Raw genomic sequence first — 18518 nt, forward strand, 5'->3', positions numbered from 1 at the left:
TACCGATGGGAGAGCGGGTGCGAGTCGACGTCGCGGCGATCTCTCCGGACGCGTGGCGACTGCTGCGGGTCGCCGCGGGGTTCAGCCAGCGCGACGTCGAACGGGATGTCGACGAGATCATGCAGGCGCACATCTCCATGCTCGAAAACGGTACCCGCGGCCTGTCGACCGACCGCCGCGAACGCCTGTTCGAACTCTACACCGCCGAGCTCTCGGCGGACCAGGTCTCGGCGCTTGTCGAACACTTCTGACGCCGCGCGTGACCTCGAAGGAAAATCGTTAAGTATCGGCTCGGTCGAAGCCGGTGTATCAATGATACAGGACCGATTCAGCGGGAATCGCGGGACACTACTGGTGTTCGCGGTCGCGCTCCTCGGGACGGGGATCGTCGCGTTCGGCCCGTCGCCGGAGGGGCTGAATCCCCGGGCCCAGTACGCGTTCGCGACGATGTTCTTCGCCGGCGCGCTGTGGGTGACCGGCGCCATGCCGCTGGCAGTGACGGCGCTGACGATCCCGGTGCTGCTGACGGCCTTCGGAGTCTACGCCGATCTGGACGCGGCGCTCTCGGGCTTCGCCGACCACCTCATCTTCCTGTTCGTCGCGGGGTTCATGCTCGCCAACGCCTTGCAGAAGTACGACATCGACCGGCGGATCGCCCTCTGGCTGATGTCCCGGATGGGGACCTCGCCGCGGCGGCTGGTCGGCGCGGTGATGATCGCCACCGCGTTCCTCTCGATGTGGGTCTCGAACACAGCGACGGCGGCGATGATGACCCCGATCGCGCTCGGCGTCCTCTCGCAGGTCATCGGGAGCGAGGGCATCGCCGCCGCGTCGGCCGACGCCGACGAACTCGACGCGGACGTCGACGCCTCCGGTGACGCGGCGACCGACGGCGGCGCGACGGCCGGACTCGGCACCGACGACGGCTTCAGCAACCTCCAGATCTCGATGCTGCTCGGGACGGCCTACGCGGCGAGCGTCGGCGGCGTCGGGACGCTCATCGGCACGCCGCCCAACGCCATCCTCGCGACCCAGCTCAACGAGCTGCTCGGCTACGAGATCGGTTTCGCCCAGTGGCTGGCGATCGGGCTCCCGGTCGTCGTCGTGACGCTCCCGATCATCTGGTACCTGCTGACCTACCGGCTCTATCCGCCCGAGATCACCGACGTCGAGGACGCCCGCATCGAGGCCGAGCGCTACCTCCGCGAGGAGGGGTCGCTCAGCACGCGCGGCCGCCGGGTCGCGATCATCTTCACGGCGACCGCAGGCCTGTGGGTGGTCGGCGGCTTCGCCGACCTGCTGTCGGGCTACCTCCCCGAGACGGTCGCGGTGACGCTGTTCGGCGGCGAGGGGACGAGCGTCTTCGGCGTCGACGGCCACCAGGGACTGCTCTACTACGTGATGGTCGGGATGGCCGCCATCCCGGCGCTGGTGCTCGCCGACACGATGGAGTGGGACGAACTCGTCGACATCGACTGGGGGACGATCCTGCTGTTCGGCGGCGGCATCTCGCTGGCCGGCGGTCTGTCCAGCACCGGCGCGACCGAGTGGCTCGCCGACACCGTCTTCAGCTCGCTCACCGGCGCGCCCATCGTCCTCGTCGTCGCGGCGGTCGTCCTGCTCATCATCTTCCTCACCGAGATGACCTCGAACACCGCAACATCGGCGATCATCATCCCGCTGCTGATCGGCGTCGGCGGCGTCTTCGCGACGACGCTGGGGCTGCCCGACGTGGCGGCCGCGGTCTTCCTGGCGACCAGCGGCGCCATCGCCGCGAGTTTCGCGTTCGCGCTCCCGGTCGCGACGCCGCCCAACGCCATCGTCTTCGGCAGCGGCTACCTCGAACAGCGCCACATGATGCGCGCCGGCGTCGTCCTCAACCTCCTGATGACCGGCGTGCTCACGGTGCTCATCTGGCTTTTGTTCCGGTTCGTCTGGCCGGCGATCCTCTGGTGAGCGCTCGCCTCCCGCCCTGCACCGAACCCACCTGTTCTGGCAGTAGTTCTATATGTTCGGAACCCAACATCGGTGTGTGAGTGGCGACGCGCCCGGGGGACGGAACGTCGAGGGCGAGACACCGGTGGTCGAGGAGACGGTCGAGACGGACGAGGCGACGTTCACCGACGACGCCGAACTGGAGCGGACGCTCGGGCTGACCGGCGGCCTCGCCATCGGTATCGGAACGATGATCGGCGCGGGTATCTTCGTGTTCCCCGGGCTGGCGGCGGGCGAAGCCGGCCCGGCCGCGGCGGGGTCGTTCGCGATCGGGGCGGTCGTCGCGCTGCTCGTCGCGCTGCCGACCTCGGAACTCGCGACGGCGATGCCCAAAAGCGGCGGCGGCTACTACTTCATCTCGCGCGGGCTCGGCACCCTGGCGGGCACGGTCGTCGGCCTCTCGCTGTGGTTCGGGCTGGTGTTCGCGACCGCTTTCTACCTCGTCGGCTTCGGCTACTACGCCGTCGACACGCTCGCGGAACTCGGCGTCACCGTCGGCGAGGGGCTGGCCATCCCCGTCGCCTTACTCTTCGGCGCCGGCTTCACCCTCCTGAACGTGACGGGGACCGAGAACGCCGCCAAGCTCCAGAACGGCGTCGTGGCCCTGCTCCTCTCGATCCTCTCGGCGTTTCTGCTGTACGGCAGCCTCGACGCCGTCGGGCTGGTCGGCGCGCCCAGCGCGCCCGAGCAGTTCATGCCGTTCGGGCCGTTCCCGGTCCTGACCACGGCCGCGCTCGTCTTCACCTCCTACCTCGGCTTCGCGCAGGTCGCGACCGTCGCCGGCGAGATGAAGCAACCGGGCCGGAACCTCCCGCTGGCGATGGTCGGGTCGGTCGTCATCGTCGGCGTGATGTACGTGTTGACGGTGTTCGTCGCGACGAGCGCCATCCCGAGCGGCGAACTCGAACGGCTGGGCGAGACCGCGATGGTCGACGTGGGTCGACACTACCTCGGCGGCGCCGGCGCGCTCGCCATCGTCTTCGGCGGCCTGCTGGCGACGATGTCCAGCGCGAACGCCTCTATTTTGAGCACCTCGCGGGCCATCTACGCCGTCTCCCGCGACGCCCTCCTCCCGCGGTGGGCCAGCCGTATCAACCTGAAGTACGGGACGCCACACGTCGCGCTCGGGATGGCCGGCGGCCCCGTCCTGGTGCTCGTCGCGACCGGACAGGTCGAAGTCCTCGCGGAGGTCGCTTCCTTCCTGCACCTGATCCTCTACGGGCTGATGTGCGTCGCCCTGATCGCGCTCCGCCGGGACGAACCCGAGTGGTACGACCCCGACTTTCGGGTGCCCGGCTACCCGGTCGTCCCGATCCTGGGCGCGCTGTCGAGTTTCGCGCTCATCGGCTTCATGCAACGGATCTCGCAGATCATCGGGGTCGCGGTGATGCTCGCCAGCGCGGGCTGGTACTTCTATTACGCTCGGGACGTTAGTCTGCGGGGAGCCCTATGACCCGCGTCCTCGTTCCGCTGGCGATACTTGAGGGGGGAACTGTCCCCCCGGGACTGATCGACCTGCTCGGCCCCGTCGACGTGACGGTACTTGGCTATCACGTCCTCCCGGAGCAGACCCCGCCGGACCAGGCCCGCCTCCAGTACGAGGACCGGGCCACCGAGGCGCTCGAAGACGTGACCGAAGAGTTCGCCGCGGCCGGCGGCGCGGCGGACCATCGTCTCGTATTCACGCACGACCGCGAGCAGACGTTCCGCCGCGTCTCGGCCGAGACCGGCGCCGACGCCTTCGCTATCGTCGGTGCGACCGGGCCCGTCGAGCGGCTGCTCGTCCCGGTGACCGGCGACGTCGCGGTCGACCGACTCACCGCGTTCGTCGCCGCACTCGTCGGCGACCGGGACGTCGGCGTCACGCTCTTCCTCGCGACAGATGAAGCGACCGACGACGGGCAGACCACGCTCGACGACGCCGCCGCGCCGCTGACCGACGCCGGCCTCGACGTCGAGACGATACTCGCGACCGGTGGTCCCTTCGACGCGCTCGTCGAGGCTGCGGCGGGCCACGACGCCGTCGTCATGGGCGAGCAGGCGCCCTCGCTCCGCTCGCTGGTGTTCGGCGACGAGGCCGACCGGGTCGCCGCCGAGACGGTCGGCCCGGTGCTGGTCGTCCGCCGGGGCGAAGCTGGCGAGGACGAGTAGCCGAGCGGACGGGTAGCCGAGACGGTGATCCGACGGGTCTCCGACTGTCGGATCGGTCGGATCGTCAGTCAGCTCGGCCGGCACGAAGTTTATTCGGTCGCCGACACAACGTGCCGGCAATGATCGCGCCGTCAGTCGACAGGGGGTCGTGAACGTGCCGGGTGTCGGTTTCTGGGCCCTGGTCGTCCTCGCCACGGTGACCAGCCTGTTGACGGCGTGGGCGCTGGGCGCCAACAGCAACTCGCCTCCCTTCGCCCCCGCTATCGGCGCCAGCGCCATCTCGACGATGCGCGCCGCCTTCCTCATCGGTATCCTCGCCGCGCTCGGCGCACTGACACAGGGTGGTGCCATCTCCGAGACGGTCGGGGCGGGCCTCATCGACGGGGTCGCGATCACGTCGCTGGCGGCGACCGCCGGGCTGCTCACCGCGACCGCGTTCATGGCCTTCGGCGTCTACACCGGGTATCCCGTCCCCGCCGCCTTCGCCACGACCGGCGCCATGGTCGGCGTCGGCCGCTCGCTGGGCGGCGACCCCGCGTTCGACACGTACCGCCGGATCGTGACCTTCTGGGTCCTCGTCCCCCCCGTTTCGGGTGGACTCGCCTACCTCACCGCCACGATCCTCCGCCGGGACGACATCCCCGAGACCGTCGGCGTCCCGCTGCTCGCGGCCGTCGTCGGCGCGATCGTCGCCAACGTCCAGCTGGGGATCATCCCTTCCGGCCCCGGCGCAGAACAGAACTCCCTGGCGGGTTTCGCCGCAGACCTCGCCGATCTGCCCGCGGTCGCGGCCGTCGAGCCGACGGTCGTCGTCGTGACGGTCGCGTTCGCCGCCCTGAGCTTCCAGTTCATCCGCCGGCGGACCCAGCAGTCGGTCGACAGGGGGATCCGGACCTTTCTCGTGGTCCTCGGCAGCGTCGTCGCCTTCTCCAGCGGCGGGAGCCAGGTCGGCCTCGCCACGGGGCCGCTGGAGAACCTCTACACTGCGGAACTCGGCCTCCCGAGCATCGTCCTGCTCGCTATCGGCGCCGTCGGGATCCTCGGCGGCGCCTGGATGGGCGCGCCGCGGCTCCTCCAGGCGACTTCCCGGGAGTACGCCTCGCTGGGGATCCGCCGGTCTATCGCCGCGCTCGTCCCCGGGTTCATCATCGCCCAGCTCGCCATCGCGCTGGGCATCCCCATCTCGTTCAACAACATCATCATCTCCGGCGTCATCGGTAGCGGCCTCGCCGGCGGGTCCGCGGGCGTCTCCCGGCGGAAGATCGGCGTCACCCTCGCGTTCTGGATCATCACGCTCGTCGCCTCCATCGCCATCGGCTTCGGCCTCTACCGCGTGTTCGCCGCCGTGCTCGGGTGACGACGCAGTGGGCTTTCATCGAGTGTTGTCGTCGGCGGCAACGGTGACGCAGCGCCGGTCGTCGCAAGAGGTTTCCACGAGGGGCGCCAGCACACGGGTATGACGTTCGATCCCAACGAGAGCCTTCCCCAGGACGAGGTCGACGAGCGCGTGGACGACGCCATCGAGAACAACGAGGTCGTCCTGTTCATGAAGGGCACGGAGATGATGCCCCAGTGCGGCTACTCCGACCGGGCGCTGACGCTCCTCAAGCAGTACCGCGACGACGTCGAAGTGGTCGACACGCTCGAATCGCTCGACGAGTTCCGCGCTGCGCTCGAACGCCACAGCGGCCGCGAGACCATCCCCCAGACGTTCGTCGACGGCGAGTTCGTCGGCGGCAGCGACATCCTCAAACAGCTCGACGAGCGCGGCGACCTCGAACCGAAGGTGACCGCTTGACGCCCGCTCGAACCATCTGCTGACGGCCTGACGCCCGCTCGAACCATCTGCTGACGTATCAACTGTTGCACAAGACTCTTCTTGCGGGTGGTCGGAGTTCCGAGCATGGTCCCCGTCGTCAGCTGGCCGCTCCTGGGAACAGCGATGGCGTCACTCGGGAGCGACGTGGCCGGCACACTCCTCGGCACCGCGTTCCTCGTGCTTGCGCTGGTCCTTCCGGGGCTCGTCGTCGGGGGGCTGTGGATCCCGTTCGCGGCGTCGACGCGAGTCCGCCGGCTGTTCGAGATCGGACCGACGAACCACTGGCTGGGCAACTATCTCGTGGGGTTCGTCGTGGTCGGGGCGGTCCACACGGCGGTGCTGTTCTGGACGCTGACGAACGCGCCGACCGACGACGCGGTCGCTACTATCGTCGTGCTCGGCAACCCGGCCTTCGTCCTGGCCGTCTGGGCCCTCGCGGCGTTCGCCCTCCCGGCACTCGGCTACGACTGGGTCGAAGACGCCGTGGTGTCCCGACTCTTCCTCTTCTTCGGGGCGGTCTGGTACGCGGCGATGACGACCGTCCCGCTGTTCGTCGCGATGGTGTTCTACTACTACCCGGGCGAGTAGACCGGGCCACCGAGTTTTAAGCCGGTCGCGGTCGCCACTCCGGGTATGAAACGCATCGTCGACACCGACGCGGCGCCCGCGGCCGTGGGGGCGTACAGCCAGGCCACCGAGACGGACGATCTGGTGTTCACGGCGGGGCAGATCCCCCTGACTCCCGACGGCGAACTCCTCGACGACGCCGACGTCGACGTCCAGACCCAGCAGTCGCTGGAGAACGTCGAAGCCATCCTCGAGGAGGCGGGCGCGAGCATGGACGACGTGCTGAAGGTCACGGTCTTCCTCGACGACATCGACGACTTCGACGCGATGAACGACACCTACGAGACCTTCTTCGACGACGAGCCACCGGCCCGCAGCGCCGTCGGCGTCGACGAACTCCCGAAGGGCGTCGGCGTCGAGATCGAGGCCGTCGCGACGAAGTGATGGCCGGCGACGACTCCCCGACTGCGGACGCCGGCCCCGCTTCCGCGCTGCCCCTCTCACCGCGGGCCCGGTCGAGTCTCCTGTGGGGCGTCGTCGGGGGACTGTCCTTCCTCGTGCTCGTACAGGGGTACGAACTCGTGGGCGACCTCGGGGTCGGCATCGGCATCAAGATCATCGTGGCGCTGGTCGTGGCGGCGGTCGCCACCCTGCTGACCTACGCTGCGGGAGCGCGACTGCCGTAGGCCGCACCCGTCACGCTGTCCCCACATCGCGAAACTTCTCTCAGACTGTAGATATCTCGGACTGTAGATACGGGGATCGCCCATCCCCGCTCGGCACGGACCGCACGGAAGCGGAGTGTCGAACATGTAGCATCCGTAACGTATATTGGCCGGGCGGGGCTGTGCCTCCCCCATGGGATTCCTGACGCGACTGCGAACGGGCTGGGGTTTGGCGCGAGACAGCTTCGGAGTGTTGCGCACGCAGCCGTCGCTGGCGGTGTTTCCGGTCATCAGCGGGATCGCCGGGCTCGCGTTTCTGACGCTGATCCTCGGCGGATCGTTCGTCTTCGGCGGCTTCGAATCGGACGTGTTGACCTACGCGGTGCTGTTCGTCCTCTATCTCGGATTGACTTTCCTCGCCTCGTTTTTCAACGCGGCGCTGGTGTACAGCGCTCGCGAGGTGTTCGACGGGCGCGAACCGACGGTCGGCGAGGGGCTGCGGGCGGCCTGGCGTCACCGGACGCCCCTTTTCGTCTGGGCGGTCGTCGCCGCGACCGTCGGCGTCCTCCTCAGGGCGATCGAGTCGCAGGACAACCTCGTCGCGGAGATCGCCGCGGCGCTGTTCAGCGTCGCCTGGAGCGTCATCACCTACTTCATCGTCCCGGTCATCGTCTTCGAGGACGTCGGCGTCGGCGAGATGTTCCGCCGCAGCGGCGAGACGTTCAAGAACACCTGGGGCGAGACCGCCGGCGCCGAGTTCGGCATCTCGCTGATCACCGCCGCGTTCACCTTCGTCGGACTGGCGCTCGCGGTCGTGATCTTCGTCGCGCTCGGCGGATCGACGGTCGGGTTCGTCGGCGCGCTCGCCATCGGCGGCGGCGTCGTTGTCGTCGCCGCCGTCTTCGGCAACGCGCTGGGCGCGACGGCCAAGACCGCCCTCTACGTCTACGCAACCGAGGACCGCACGCCCGAGGCGTTCGAATCCGTCGACTTCCGTCAAACTCCGTAGTCGCTGGCCGTCGGACGGCGCGCCGATCGTCGGTCCAGAACGAAAACCCTTAATCGGCCGACTCCGGTAGCTACACCTGAGCCAGGATGGCCGAACGGTAAGGCGCACGCCTGGAAAGCGTGTTCCCTTTGGGATTCTGGGTTCAAATCCCAGTCCTGGCGTACCACCTTTTTACGGCTCGGGTTTCCTCGCGAGCCAGCGGCTCGCTGCGGGGAACCCGAGCCGCAAAAAGATGGGGCAAAAAGGCCGAATTCGCGCTCCGCGCGAATTCGGTGAACCGCGCGCCGAAGGCGCGCGGACGCTGGTTTCGCCCCGCACCGCTGAACTGCCACGAGCACTGTGTCGGGTGTCGCCCCACAAGACATTTCTGCCACCTGGTTCGTTTCAAACGTATGAACAGACGGTCGCTCTGCCGTCGACTGGTCGGTCTCGGCACCGTAGCCCTCGCGGGCTGTCTCGAAGCGGCGCCCGAGACGGACACGGAACCGGCTGGAGGGGAAGCCGTCGGGGCGACCGACGGACCCACCGAGGGAACCGCGGATTCTGCCCCGACGAGTTCCGCCGCAGAATCGCCGACCGAGTCCGCGACCGACAACGAGCCGACGGCCACCATCGAACCATCGCGAGCGTGGCCGACGTTCGGGGCGAACGACGCCAACACTGGCTATCGTCCGAACGGCGTCGGCCCGTCGGACGGCACCGTCGAGTGGTCGGCTATCGGTGACGCACCGACCGTGCTCTGTCCGCCGACGGTCGCCGACGGTGTCGTCTATACGGGAAGTGCTGCGGACGCCGTCTACGCCTTCGACGTCGAGTCGGGCGAGGAACTGTGGACGTTCGAGACGACGAGCTACGTCGAGACGGCCCCGACTGTCGCCGACGGACGCGTCTACACCGCCGACGCCGATGGTGTAGTGTACGCGCTGACGACCGGCGGCGAGGAAGTCTGGCGCCACGACACGGAGCAGAACTTCCACAGCCGGACACTCGCCGTCCGGGACGACGCCGTCTACGTCGGGACCGCCGGCGACATGCCGATGGTCGTCAGCGGCGACACCGACCGCTCGAAAGCCGGCAAGGTCGTCGCACTCGACGCCGAATCCGGAGCGGAGCGGTGGTCGTTCGAAGGCCCCGAAGACTGGTTCACGGGGCCGGCGTTCGCCGACGGGCGCGTCTACGTCGGCAACCACACAGGTGAGGTGTTCGCACTCGAAGCGGGAAGCGGCGAGGCGGTCTGGTCCCGCTCGGCGACCGCTGCAGCGGACGACAGCGCGGCCGTTCTCGTCCCACCGACCGTCGCCGACGGGACGGTGTACGTCGCGGTCCACGCTGCCGGTCGCCTCGTCGCGCTCGACGCGGCGACGGGCGACACCGAGTGGTCGACCGACCTCGACCTCGGGAACGTCAAGTCCTCGCCCGCCGTGACCGACGACCGGGTGTACCTCGGCGCCTACGGCTACCGCGGTGCGAGCCTCACCCTCGACGACGGTGAGGGGGCGACCGCGGCGGCGACGTCGACGCCCGAGCGCGGGCCGGCGGGCCGACTCTTCGCGCTCGACCGCGCAGATGGGAGCGAGGTCTGGACGCACGAGACCGACCGCGACTTCCGCTCCTCGCCTGCTGTCGTCGGCGACCGCGTCTACGTCGGCAGCGGCGACGGCGCGCTCGCGGTCGCCCGCGAGGACGGGACCGAACAGTGGCGCGTGACGTTCGACGACTACGTCGACTCCTCGCCGGCCGTCGCCGACGGGAACCTTTTCATCGGGTCTGCGGACGGGAGCCTCTACTGCGTCACCGACGAGTGACCCACTCCGGGATCTGTCGCCACGCTCAGTCGGCGAACGTCGCCGTTCGGCCGACGCTCAGGCGCAGGAACACGGGAATCGTGACGAGCGCGACGACGACTTCCAGTCCGCCGGCGACGAGGAAGGCGGTGGGGTAGTCGTAGGCACTGGCGACGCTGCCGCCGACGACGACGCCGGCTAGGAAGCCCAGGCTACCGAAGATGTTGAACCCGCCCATCGCGACGCCGCGCTCGCGCTCGCTCGCCAGGTCAGTCACGAGCGCCATCGTCGCGGGCGACATCAGCGCGCCGAGGACGCCGACGGCGAGCATCCCCGCGCCTGCGAGTTCCGCGGTCGGCGCCCGGCCGATCGCGATGACCACGAGCCCGTAACAGGCCGACCCGGCGACGATGGGCAGCGTGCGGCCCACTCGGTCCGAGAGGATGCCCATCGGGTACTGCAGGAGGGCGAACGGCGCGAAAAACAGCGCGAGCATCAGTCCGGTCGCCCCCGGATCCAGATTGAACCCGGCCGCCGACCGGAAGTACAGCGTGCCGACGAGCGCGAAGAAGCCGGCGGTGAGACGGTCGAGAAAGCCGAACGCGTAGGGGACGAGAAGCGTCGGCGTCCGCCGCAACCCAGCCAGCGCGCGGGCGACGGAGTTCCGGTCGCCGGAGGGTGCACGGTCGTCGACCACGAGCGCGAGCAGACCCACGCCGACCAGCAGCGCGCTCGCGAGGTACAGCGGGACGAAGGCGTCGATCTCGTACAGCTGGCCGCCGAGCGGTGCGCCGGTGGCTGTCCCGCCGCCGATGGCGGCGCCGGCGGCGGCCATGTTCCGGCCGTGCCCGCCGTCTAGGTCCATCAGCATCGTCATCGCGAGCGAGAAGGCGCCGATGGTCGCCGCCCCCTGAAGCGCGCGGAGCGCGAGGACGGCGCCGAACGACAGCGAGAGGAATCCGGGCGCGAGCGCGAGCACCAGATACCCCACTGCGCCGCCGAACGCGCCGGCGGCGATGAACGGCGTCCGCCGGCCGGCGCGGTCGCTCGCGGCGCCCCAGACGCCGGCGAAGGCGACGAACGCGGCGAACTCCGCGGCGAGGAACCACATGCTCGCGTCGAGATCCGTCGTCGCGCCGAGCGCGCCGACCAGTCGGTCGACGCCCGGGTACAGGAGCACCTGCGCCAGTAACACGGCGAAAACCATTGCCGCCAGCGCCCAGCGGTCGCGCGACTTCGTCATTCACCCGGGACGTGGGACGAGAGCACTATCGGTGTGTCGAATGTGCGCCGGGACCGTCGCCCCCGACCGGCCGCTCCGACGGGATATCAGAACGGCGTCTGCGACCCGTCGGGCTCGGGGGAACCGGGGATCTCCCCGTCGATCTCCGTGTCCGGGCCCGGCCCGCCGCTGTCCTTCGGTTCCGGCATCTCGCCGGTCTCGACGTAGGTCGCCTCCATCTCGCGTAGCGCGGCGTTGATCGGCGCGGCGCGCTGGTGCAGCGGCGCGACGCGGACGCGCACGAGGTCGAACTCGTGGCGGTCGGCGAGGCCGTTCCACGCGCGGAACGACCCCTTCGTGAGCGTGTCGCTCTGCGGGCAGAAGGCGGTCGTCGGCGTGAACTCGGCGCGGAGGACGCGGGCGTCGTCGGGCATCGCCGGCAGGTCCTCGTCTTCCGCGGCCAGCCGGTCGGCGTCCTCGACGGCGTACCGGTACCCCGCGTCGGGGTGGCGGGTGTCGCAGTTCAGCCGCGCGAGGTTGTACCCGAACGTCATGTCGTAGACCGCCCGCTCCTCGAACAGCTCGCGCGCGAGCCGGTGGACGGCGAGGTGCTCGCGGTCCGCGAGCGCGCGGTGGCCGTCGAGGAACTCCCCCGGAACGGGGACGTTCTCCGGCACGAACTCGTCGTAGGCGTCGAAGGTGTCCTCGTCCGCGCCGAACGGCGATGGAACGCTGACCATACCCCATTTTGGGTTCCCGTCCGGCTATGCCTCGTCCCGAACTCGTTCGGGACCGCTCGCGATCACTCGGCGTGGCGGATGTGGACGTGCCACTCGTCGCTGTCCACCTGCTCGGTGTCGTGGTCGAAGCCGCGCTCGGCGAGCACGCCGTAGAGCGGTTCCGGCTCGAAACTGTTTATCAGGCGCAGCGTGCCGTCCTCAGGTAGTTCCTCCAGCGCACTCATGATGTCACCGAACGGCTCGCCGTCGATCTCCCGTGCGTCGAGGGTCCGCGTTACTTCCGTGGGGTCTTCGCTGGCCATATCCCGAATTGGAGGCCGCCGGGCGAGCGCGTTGTGCCGAAGACGTTCGGGTCGATTCCCGGCTGGTTGGTCGTCGAGCCCGGCCCGGCTCGCGGGGCCGAACCCCTCGCCTCCGAACCGGTACGGCGTGACACTGACGGGGCTGGACTGTGTGGGGTCGGACATGCAGTCGGTCACGGTTTCGCGACGAATCGACGCCCCGCCCGAGCGAGTGCGCGCGGCCATGGAGGACCTGGAGTCGTTCATGCTCGCCGCCGGCTTCACCGAGGTGACCGTCGACGGCGACGACATGCACCTCGAGAACCAGGTCGGCCTCGCGACGGTCACCCTCGACCTCCGCGTCGTCGACACCGACGCCGACCTCGCCTACGAGCAGGCCGACGGCTTCTTCGAGGTCATGGACACCGAGTACCGGGTCGAACCGGTCGGCGACGGGGCCTCCGAGGTGACCGCGACGACCGACTTCGCGCTCGACGTGGCGCTGGTCGGCCAGATTCTCGATTCGACCGTGATCAAACGCCAGCGCCGCCACGAACTCGAACAGCAGTTCGACTGGCTCGAGGAGCAGTTCGGGGGATGAGTGGATCGCCGGCACATCCGCCGGGACTGATCCCGTTCTAGCGGCTGTTCCGCTCCGATTAGTCCCCGACGGCGCCGACCTGCACCGTCCAGAGGTCGGCGTACTTGCCGTCGTGGTCCAGTAGCTCCTCGTGACTGCCCTGTTCGACGATTTCGCCGTCGTCGACGACGACGATGCGGTCGGCGTCGCGGACCGTGGAGAGGCGGTGGGCGACGACGAAGGTCGTGCGGTCGGCGGTCACCTCGTCGAGCGAGCGCTGGATCAGCACCTCGGTCCGGTTGTCGACGTGGCTGGTCGCCTCGTCGAGGACCATCATCGGTGGGTCGGCCAGCAGCGTCCGCGCGATGGCGATGCGCTGGCGCTGGCCGCCCGAGAGCTTCACGCCGCGCTCACCGACTTCGGCCTCGTAGCCCGCCTCCAGGTCGGCGATGAACTCGTGGGCGCCGGCGTCTCTCGCGGCAGCCTCGATCTCGGCGTCGGTCGCGCCGTCGACGCCGTAGGCGATGTTCTCGGCGATTGTGCCGGTGAACAGGAACGGGTCCTGCGCGACGTAGCCGATCGACCGGCGCAGCGACGCCCGCGAGAGGTCGCGCACGTCCGTTCCGTCGACGCGGACGCTCCCCTCGTCGGGGTCGTAGTAGGCCTGCAGGAGCTTCAGCAGCGTCGACTTCCCGGCGCCGGTCTCGCCGACGAGACCGACGGTCTCGCCGGGCTCCACGTCGAGGTCGACGTCGCGGAGTACCGGCTCGTCGGTACCGGGGTAGGCGAAGCTCACGCCGTCGTACTCGACGCGACCCTCGGGGTCGACGAGTTCGGTCGTCCCGTCGTCGCGGGGCGGTTCGATGCGCTGGACGCCGAGGATGCGCTTGGCCGAGGAGGTCCCGGCCTTGTAGAGGCCGGTCACCCACGCGGCGAAGCGGACCGGGAGCACGAGGTTCTGCGTGTAGTACATGAACGGGACGAGTTCGCCCGCGGTGATCGTGCCCGGCAGGAACCAGAAGCGGCTGTTGATGGCCCATTCGGTCCCGACGAACAGCGTCGCGACGAACGCGAGGCCGGCGAGCATGCGCAGCGCGGGCTGGTGGCGGACGCCGACGAGGTGGGCCCGCCAGCTCGCCGTCCGGTGGGTGGCCGACTGGCGTTCGACGCGGTCGGTCTCGTGGCCCTCGCCGCCGAACGCCTTGACGGTCTGGATGCCGCTGATGTTCGTCTCCAGCAGGGCGTTCAGGACGCCGGTCTCCTCGCGGACGTCGTCGTTTCTGGCCTCGTGGCGGTTGCCGAACCAGTGGTTGACGGCGACGAGCACGGGTGCGACCGCGATCGAGATGAGCGCGAGCCGCCAGTTGAGCAGCGCCATGTAGACCAGCGAGCTGACGAACATCGCGGCGGCGGCGGTCCCCAGGTCCGGGCCGACTTCGAGGAACCGCTCCAGCGAGTTGACGTCGTTGTTGAGGACGCTCATCACCTCGCCGGTCTGCTGGGTGTCGAAGAATCCCATGTCGAGGCGCTGGACCGTGTCGAAGGCGTCGACGCGGATCCGGTGGAGCGTCCGCTGGGCGAACAGGAGGAACGAGTACTGCGCGAGGACGCCGAGGGTCATGTCGAGCAGTTTGATCCCGACCAGCAGCGCGACCGTGAACGCCAGCTGTGGCGTGGGCTCCGTCGGGACCCACCCCGTCGGTACCAGCGGCAGGTCGTAGGGCAGCCCGTTGAACATCGCGTCGAAGGCCAGCCCGATGATGAACATGTCGACGTTCGAGAGGAACTGCGCGCCGACCGCGGAGAGCGAGCCGAACCCGAGCCACCGCAGGTCGCCGCGGCCGCCGTCGCGGATCAGCGACACCAGCGGCCGGCGAACGTCCTCGGCCGCCGCCGCGATCCGCCCGGACTCGCGGTCGCTCATCGTGGCCCCTCCCCGTCCGCGACCGGTTCCGGCGGTTCGTCCCCCTCGACGTGATCAGCCGCGCGGGCGCGCTCCAGGAACGCCTCCGAGACGGCGTCGAGGTCGCCGACCTGCACCTTCCAGAGGTCGGCGTACAGCCCGTCGCGGTCGAGCAGTTCCTCGTGGGTGCCCTGCTCGACGACGCGGCCGTCGTCGACGACGACGATGGTGTCGGCGTCGCGGACGGTCGAGAGCCGGTGGGCGATGGCCAGCGTCGTCCGCTGACCGGCGAGCGCGTCGATGCTCTCCTGGATCTGCCGTTCGGTCTCGTTGTCGACGTGGCTGGTCGCCTCGTCGAGCACGAGGATCTCCGGCTCGCGCAGCAGCGCGCGGGCGATGGCGATCCGCTGGCGCTGGCCGCCCGAGAGGCTCTCGCCGCGCTCGCCGACCTGCGTGTCGTAGCCGTCGTCGAGGCCGGTGACGAACTCGTGGGCGCCCGCCAGCTTCGCCGCCGCGACGATCTCGCCGTCGTCCGGATCGTCGATGCCGTAGGCGACGTTCTCGCGGATCGTCCCGTAGAAGAGGAACGGGTCCTGCGAGACGTAGCCGAGGTGCTCGCGCAGGCTGCGCGGGGAGACCTCGCGCACGTCGGTGCCGTCGATCCGGACGCTCCCCTCGTCGGCCTCGTAGAACCGGAACAGGAGCTTCGTGATGGTCGACTTGCCCGCGCCGGTCGGGCCGACGATGCCGACCAGCGAGCCGGGTTCGGCGGCGAAACTCACGTCCGAGAGGATCTGCTCGTCGCTCCCGCGGTAGCTGAAGTCGACGCTATCGTACTCGATGCGACCCTCCGAGACGTCGAGGTCCGCGCCGGTCTCGGTCGCGTCGCGGTCGGTCTCGAGGACGGCGACGATGCGCTTGCTGGAGGCCAGCGCGTTCTCGTAGCTGTCGAGCACGTCGAGCATGAGCTGGCGGATCGGGCCGTAGAAGGACTTGCTGTAGAGGAGGAAGGTGAGCAGCGTCCCGGCGGTCAGCGAGTGGCCGAGGACCGGCGGCGCGCCGTTGAGGTTGATGTACGCGCCGACGGCGAACAGCCCGATGAACGAGAAGGAGGCGATCGACCAGCTGGCGTAGTTGAAGATGAGGCGCAGGCGGATAACCGACCAGTTGCGGTCGCGGTACTCGCGGGACGACGACGCGACGGCGTCGCGCTCGCGGTCCTCGCGGGCGAAGCTCTTGACTGTCGCGATACCGTCGATGCTGTCCTCCAGCCGCGAGTTGACGGCGCCGACGCTCTCGCGGACGCGCTCGTAGACCGTCTCGACGCGGGTCGTGTACCAGCGGCCGACCAGCGCGAGGCCGACCGGCAACACGAGCAACAGCGCGGCCAGCCGGACGTGCAGCGTCGCCATGAACGCGAAGGCGACGGCGATCTGCGTGACGAAGCGCAGTCCCTGGACGGCGTTGTCGGCGAAGCCGTTGAGATTGCTCACGTCGTTGTTGAGGACGCTCATCACGTCGCCCGTCTGGCGCTCGTCGAAAAAGCCCAGTTCGCGGCCGACCAGCGCGTCGAACGTGTCGACGCGGATGTCGTGGAGCGTCCGCAGGCGGGCGGTCCCGGCGATCCGGCCGGCGATCCAGCTCAGCCCGCCGTCGAGGAGGTACGCCGCCGCGAGCAGGCCGACGGTGAAGGTGACTTGCCCCCCGGTCGTGTTCGGGATCCAGCCGGTCGGGACGCCCGGGAGCGTGTAGGGCGTACTCGACAGGAGGATCGCGTCCAGCGCGACGCCGACGACGAGCGCCGGCACCCGCTGGGGGACCTGCGCGAGCGCCGTCCCGACGACCGCGACGACGTATCTGGGCACGTACGGCGTGGCGTACCGACGGATCAGGTGCCAGAGGGGATTGCCGACGCCGTCGGGGACGTCGAAGTTGGACGACTCGGGGGACTCACTCACGTGTATCACCGTCACGGGGGCTCGGGAACCGGCGCCGCAGCGTACAGCGATCTGTCGGCGGTGCCCGGATATCGCTACCGGTGGGGTGTGGGGTGTTAGCACGACTTCGTAGAACCGTCCGCGCCGAGCGTCCGATCACGCGTCGCCCCCGGCGAGGTAGTCGTCGACCATCGCCTCCAGTCCGTCGAGGACCGGTCCGACTCTCGCGTCGTCGGCGAAGATGGCGCGGCGGTTCTGGCCCGAGCGGATGGCCGCGACGAAGGTGACCGCGAACGGCTCGGGATCGACCTCGCGGAACTGCCCGGACTCGATCCCCTCCGCGACGGCGTCGGCGACGAACTCCTCCAGGAAGTCGGAGTCGTACTCGACGGCCTCGCGCAGGCGGTCGTCGTAGGGGGCCTGCGCCTCGATCTCGAGGAGCATCCGCGAGAACCCGACGACGTCGTCGTCGCCCTCGGGCTCTCTGAGCATGAACCGGGCGAGCTCCAGCAGTCGCTCGCGCGGGTCGTCGCTGTCGGCCCGCTCGCGGACCTCCTCGGTGAGGTGGTCCAGCCCGTTCGTGAACATCGAGAAGACCAGATCCTCCTTCGTGTCGTAGTAGTGGTGGACCAGCGACTGGCTCACGCCGGCGGCGTCGGCGACGGCGTGGGTCGTGAAGTCGTCGAACCCGTCCGACACCAGCACGTCGAATGCCGCCCACCGGATCTCGTCCTCGGTCGACGGTTCGTCGGGGTCGTCCCCGGCGCTCCCGTCCGAACTATCGCTCATGGGGTTGATTGAGCAATCAAACAAACAAATAGGTGATGGTTACGGAAGGTGGTTCCGCGACCCGCCGGGGCGTCAGTGGGCTGGCGTCGGGGCGGGGTCGCCCGGTCCGTCTCGCTCGACACCGGCGCTATCGTCGGCGTCGTAGCTTTCGGCGTCGGTGTCGGCGCTGTGGTCGTCGATCCGGTTGTCGACGTCGCATCCGACCGCCGAAGATACCGGAAAATATCCTTGCACGCGTCTGCGCCGGCGGTTCACTCCTCGCGCTCCTCCGTGCTCGCGGTGTCGGCGGCAGCCTCGTCGGTCGCACTCCCGGCTGCGCCGCCCGCTTCCGTCGCTCCGGGAAGAAGCAAGTCGTCGATCAGGTACGCCTCGATGCCGGCGAAGGCCGCTTCGGTGGGCGCTTCGTCGCCGAGGATCACGTCGTGGGACTGGGCGCCCTCGATGGTCGAGCGGAAGAGCGCGGCGTAGCGCTCGGGGTCGACCTCGCGGAACTGCCCCGACTCGATCCCCTCGCGGACGATGTCGGCGATCACGCCCCGGATGAGGCGGTCGTTTTCGACCAGTTGGCCCTGTAGATCCTCGTCGAAGGGAGCCTGCGCGCGCATCCCGAGCAGGGCGGTGTGAAACTCCCGCGCGTCCTCCCCGCCCTCGATCCCGAGGACGATCTCGGCCATCCGGAGGAGTCGGTCCCGGGGGTCGTCGCCCTCGCGGCCCTCGACCTCGTCGACGAACCCCTCGAAGAGGTCGGCCATGAACGCGACCATGAGGTCGGCCTTCGAGTCGTAGTGGTAGTGGATCAGCGACTTGCTCTTCTCGAACTCGTCGGCGATGGCCTGGACCGTCAGGTCTGCGTAGCCGTGGGTCACGAGCGCCCGAAAGGTCGCCTCCATGATCGCCTCGCGCGTCGAGTCCTCCCCGCTCATAGCTGGTCGAACGTCCAGTCAATACTTAAGAGGACGGATTCGTGCGACGCTGTCGCCCCCTCCGATCGACGTGACGAGTGGCCGGGCGGACGGTGTCGATCCGCACACGTTCATTTCACGCACCGATAAATGCGGGACAATAGTCAAGGCCCC

At 69.2% G+C, this 18518-nt stretch carries 19 protein-coding genes and 1 tRNA gene; 13 read left to right on the top strand and 7 right to left on the bottom strand.

Annotation, left to right across the window (positions count from 1 at the left end):
* Nucleotides 1-5 precede the first annotated feature (5 nt).
* The 12 genes from AB2U09_RS15030 (at nucleotide 6) to AB2U09_RS15085 (ending at nucleotide 10011) form a co-directional block, all read left to right on the top strand.
* Nucleotides 6-251, top strand: coding sequence for a helix-turn-helix domain-containing protein (locus AB2U09_RS15030; RefSeq protein WP_459193541.1), 246 nt, complete (start codon nucleotides 6-8; stop codon nucleotides 249-251).
* A 61-nt stretch (nucleotides 252-312) separates the two neighbouring features.
* Entirely contained in the window at nucleotides 313-1956 is a 1644-nt protein-coding gene (locus AB2U09_RS15035) for an SLC13 family permease (protein ID WP_459193542.1), read from the top strand.
* A 52-nt stretch (nucleotides 1957-2008) separates the two neighbouring features.
* On the top strand, nucleotides 2009-3448 hold the full coding sequence (locus AB2U09_RS15040) for an APC family permease (RefSeq protein WP_459193543.1): 1440 nt from the start codon (nucleotides 2009-2011) through the stop codon (nucleotides 3446-3448).
* Nucleotides 3445-4146: a universal stress protein gene (locus tag AB2U09_RS15045; protein ID WP_459193544.1), complete on the top strand. Its 702-nt coding sequence runs from the start codon at nucleotides 3445-3447 to the stop codon at nucleotides 4144-4146. The genes AB2U09_RS15040 and AB2U09_RS15045 overlap by 4 nt, the downstream gene beginning before the upstream one ends.
* A gap of 154 nt (nucleotides 4147-4300) precedes the next feature.
* Nucleotides 4301-5503: an inorganic phosphate transporter gene (locus AB2U09_RS15050; RefSeq protein WP_459193545.1), complete on the top strand. Its 1203-nt coding sequence runs from the start codon at nucleotides 4301-4303 to the stop codon at nucleotides 5501-5503.
* Between the two features lie 99 nt (nucleotides 5504-5602).
* Entirely contained in the window at nucleotides 5603-5944 is a 342-nt protein-coding gene (locus AB2U09_RS15055) for a glutaredoxin family protein (protein ID WP_459193546.1), read from the top strand.
* Between the two features lie 105 nt (nucleotides 5945-6049).
* Nucleotides 6050-6553, top strand: coding sequence for a DUF8162 family protein (locus AB2U09_RS15060; protein WP_459193547.1), 504 nt, complete (start codon nucleotides 6050-6052; stop codon nucleotides 6551-6553).
* Nucleotides 6554-6598: 45 nt separating this feature from the next.
* Nucleotides 6599-6976, top strand: coding sequence for a Rid family detoxifying hydrolase (locus AB2U09_RS15065; protein ID WP_459193548.1), 378 nt, complete (start codon nucleotides 6599-6601; stop codon nucleotides 6974-6976).
* Entirely contained in the window at nucleotides 6976-7218 is a 243-nt protein-coding gene (locus tag AB2U09_RS15070; RefSeq protein ID WP_459193549.1) for a DUF7981 family protein, read from the top strand. Before AB2U09_RS15065 ends, AB2U09_RS15070 begins: the two co-directional genes overlap by 1 nt.
* 172 nt (nucleotides 7219-7390) lie before the next feature.
* The gene (locus tag AB2U09_RS15075; RefSeq protein WP_459193550.1) at nucleotides 7391-8206 is read left to right on the top strand and encodes a DUF6159 family protein; all 816 of its coding nucleotides are present in this window, start codon (nucleotides 7391-7393) and stop codon (nucleotides 8204-8206) included.
* 80 nt (nucleotides 8207-8286) lie between these two features.
* Nucleotides 8287-8367: transfer RNA gene (locus tag AB2U09_RS15080), tRNA-Ser, on the top strand.
* A gap of 231 nt (nucleotides 8368-8598) precedes the next feature.
* Nucleotides 8599-10011 carry an outer membrane protein assembly factor BamB family protein gene (locus tag AB2U09_RS15085; protein WP_459193551.1) on the top strand — a complete coding sequence of 471 codons (1413 nt, stop codon included), beginning with the start codon at nucleotides 8599-8601 and terminating at the stop codon, nucleotides 10009-10011.
* 25 nt (nucleotides 10012-10036) lie between these two features.
* Here the strand turns inward: AB2U09_RS15085 and AB2U09_RS15090 are convergent, their stop codons facing one another.
* The 3 genes from AB2U09_RS15090 to AB2U09_RS15100 form a co-directional block, all read right to left on the bottom strand.
* A complete protein-coding gene (locus tag AB2U09_RS15090; protein ID WP_459193552.1) occupies nucleotides 10037-11233 on the bottom strand; it encodes an MFS transporter in 1197 nt (398 codons plus the stop codon).
* Nucleotides 11234-11319: 86 nt separating this feature from the next.
* Nucleotides 11320-11952, bottom strand: coding sequence for a DUF7998 family protein (locus tag AB2U09_RS15095; RefSeq protein ID WP_459193553.1), 633 nt, complete (start codon nucleotides 11950-11952; stop codon nucleotides 11320-11322).
* A gap of 62 nt (nucleotides 11953-12014) precedes the next feature.
* Nucleotides 12015-12254, bottom strand: coding sequence for a DUF2249 domain-containing protein (locus AB2U09_RS15100; RefSeq protein ID WP_459193554.1), 240 nt, complete (start codon nucleotides 12252-12254; stop codon nucleotides 12015-12017).
* 163 nt (nucleotides 12255-12417) lie between these two features.
* Here AB2U09_RS15100 and AB2U09_RS15105 point away from each other — a divergent pair, with 163 nt between their 5' ends.
* Nucleotides 12418-12834: an SRPBCC family protein gene (locus AB2U09_RS15105; protein ID WP_459193555.1), complete on the top strand. Its 417-nt coding sequence runs from the start codon at nucleotides 12418-12420 to the stop codon at nucleotides 12832-12834.
* 58 nt (nucleotides 12835-12892) lie between these two features.
* Here AB2U09_RS15105 and AB2U09_RS15110 read toward each other — a convergent pair whose 3' ends face one another.
* The 4 genes from AB2U09_RS15110 to AB2U09_RS15125 form a co-directional block, all read right to left on the bottom strand.
* Nucleotides 12893-14737, bottom strand: a complete 1845-nt coding sequence (locus tag AB2U09_RS15110) for an ABC transporter ATP-binding protein (RefSeq protein ID WP_459193556.1) — start codon at nucleotides 14735-14737, stop codon at nucleotides 12893-12895.
* Nucleotides 14734-16674 (bottom strand): ABC transporter ATP-binding protein, encoded by a 1941-nt coding sequence (locus tag AB2U09_RS15115; RefSeq protein WP_459193557.1) that lies wholly within the window; start codon nucleotides 16672-16674, stop codon nucleotides 14734-14736. Before AB2U09_RS15115 ends, AB2U09_RS15110 begins: the two co-directional genes overlap by 4 nt.
* A 135-nt stretch (nucleotides 16675-16809) precedes the next feature.
* Complete coding sequence (locus tag AB2U09_RS15120) at nucleotides 16810-17442, bottom strand: TetR/AcrR family transcriptional regulator (protein ID WP_459193558.1); 633 nt, start codon at nucleotides 17440-17442, stop codon at nucleotides 16810-16812.
* A 251-nt stretch (nucleotides 17443-17693) separates the two neighbouring features.
* Nucleotides 17694-18365 (bottom strand): TetR/AcrR family transcriptional regulator, encoded by a 672-nt coding sequence (locus AB2U09_RS15125; RefSeq protein ID WP_459193559.1) that lies wholly within the window; start codon nucleotides 18363-18365, stop codon nucleotides 17694-17696.
* Between the last annotated feature and the right edge of the window lie 153 nt (nucleotides 18366-18518).

This window comes from Halosimplex yunnanense (assembly GCF_054504345.1).